The organism is Micromonospora sp. M51 (genome assembly GCF_018070305.1).
Classification (GTDB): Bacteria; Actinomycetota; Actinomycetes; order Mycobacteriales; family Micromonosporaceae; genus Micromonospora; species Micromonospora parva.
On the sequence record NZ_JAGPXZ010001423.1, the window covers coordinates 1 to 576 of the forward strand.

1 protein-coding gene is annotated in these 576 nt (G+C 78.8%); it reads left to right on the forward strand.

The genetic code is table 11. From position 1 onward, the window contains the following. Positions 1 to 51: 51 nt before the first annotated feature. The coding region (locus tag KBX53_RS35220) for a hypothetical protein (protein WP_210864062.1) at positions 52 to 576 on the forward strand (525 nt) is incomplete at its 3' end.

The window sequence follows — 576 nt, forward strand, 5'->3', positions numbered from 1 at the left end:
ACCTGGACCTGCTCTGCTGATCGGCCGGCGCGAGCGGACGGGTGGGCCCGCATGTCGGTGCTGATCGAGCTGGGCGACGACCGGGGCGCGCCGCTGGACGAGCGCCGGCCGCCGCCGCAGGTGTCGCGCCGGTGGCGGGTGGCGGCGCTGGTGGCGATCTGTGCCCTGCTGGGCGGTGCCGCCCCGGTCGGGCGCCTGTCGCCGCAGGTCGGGCCGGTGGTGCCCGCCGGGGCGACAGAGCTGGGCGCGGGACCGCTGCTGCTGGTCGGCGGCCCCGACCAGAGCCCGCCGCCGCTGAGCGCCTACGACTCGGCCGCGCCGGGCGGCCCGCCGCGGTGGCGGGTCACCGTGCCACCCGCCGCCGGGTGGTCCGCCGAGGTCGTCGGTGACCTGCTGCTGCTGGTGGAACGGGATCAGACGCGCGGGGCGCGGGTGACCACCGCGCGGTCGATGCGTACCGGACAGCCTGTGTGGCGGCGACCCGAGCGGGTGTACGCGGCCGGGGACGCGGCGGTCGCGGTGAGCGAGGTACGCAGCGCCTCCGATCCGGGGCGGCGGGTCGAGGGCACGGTGCAC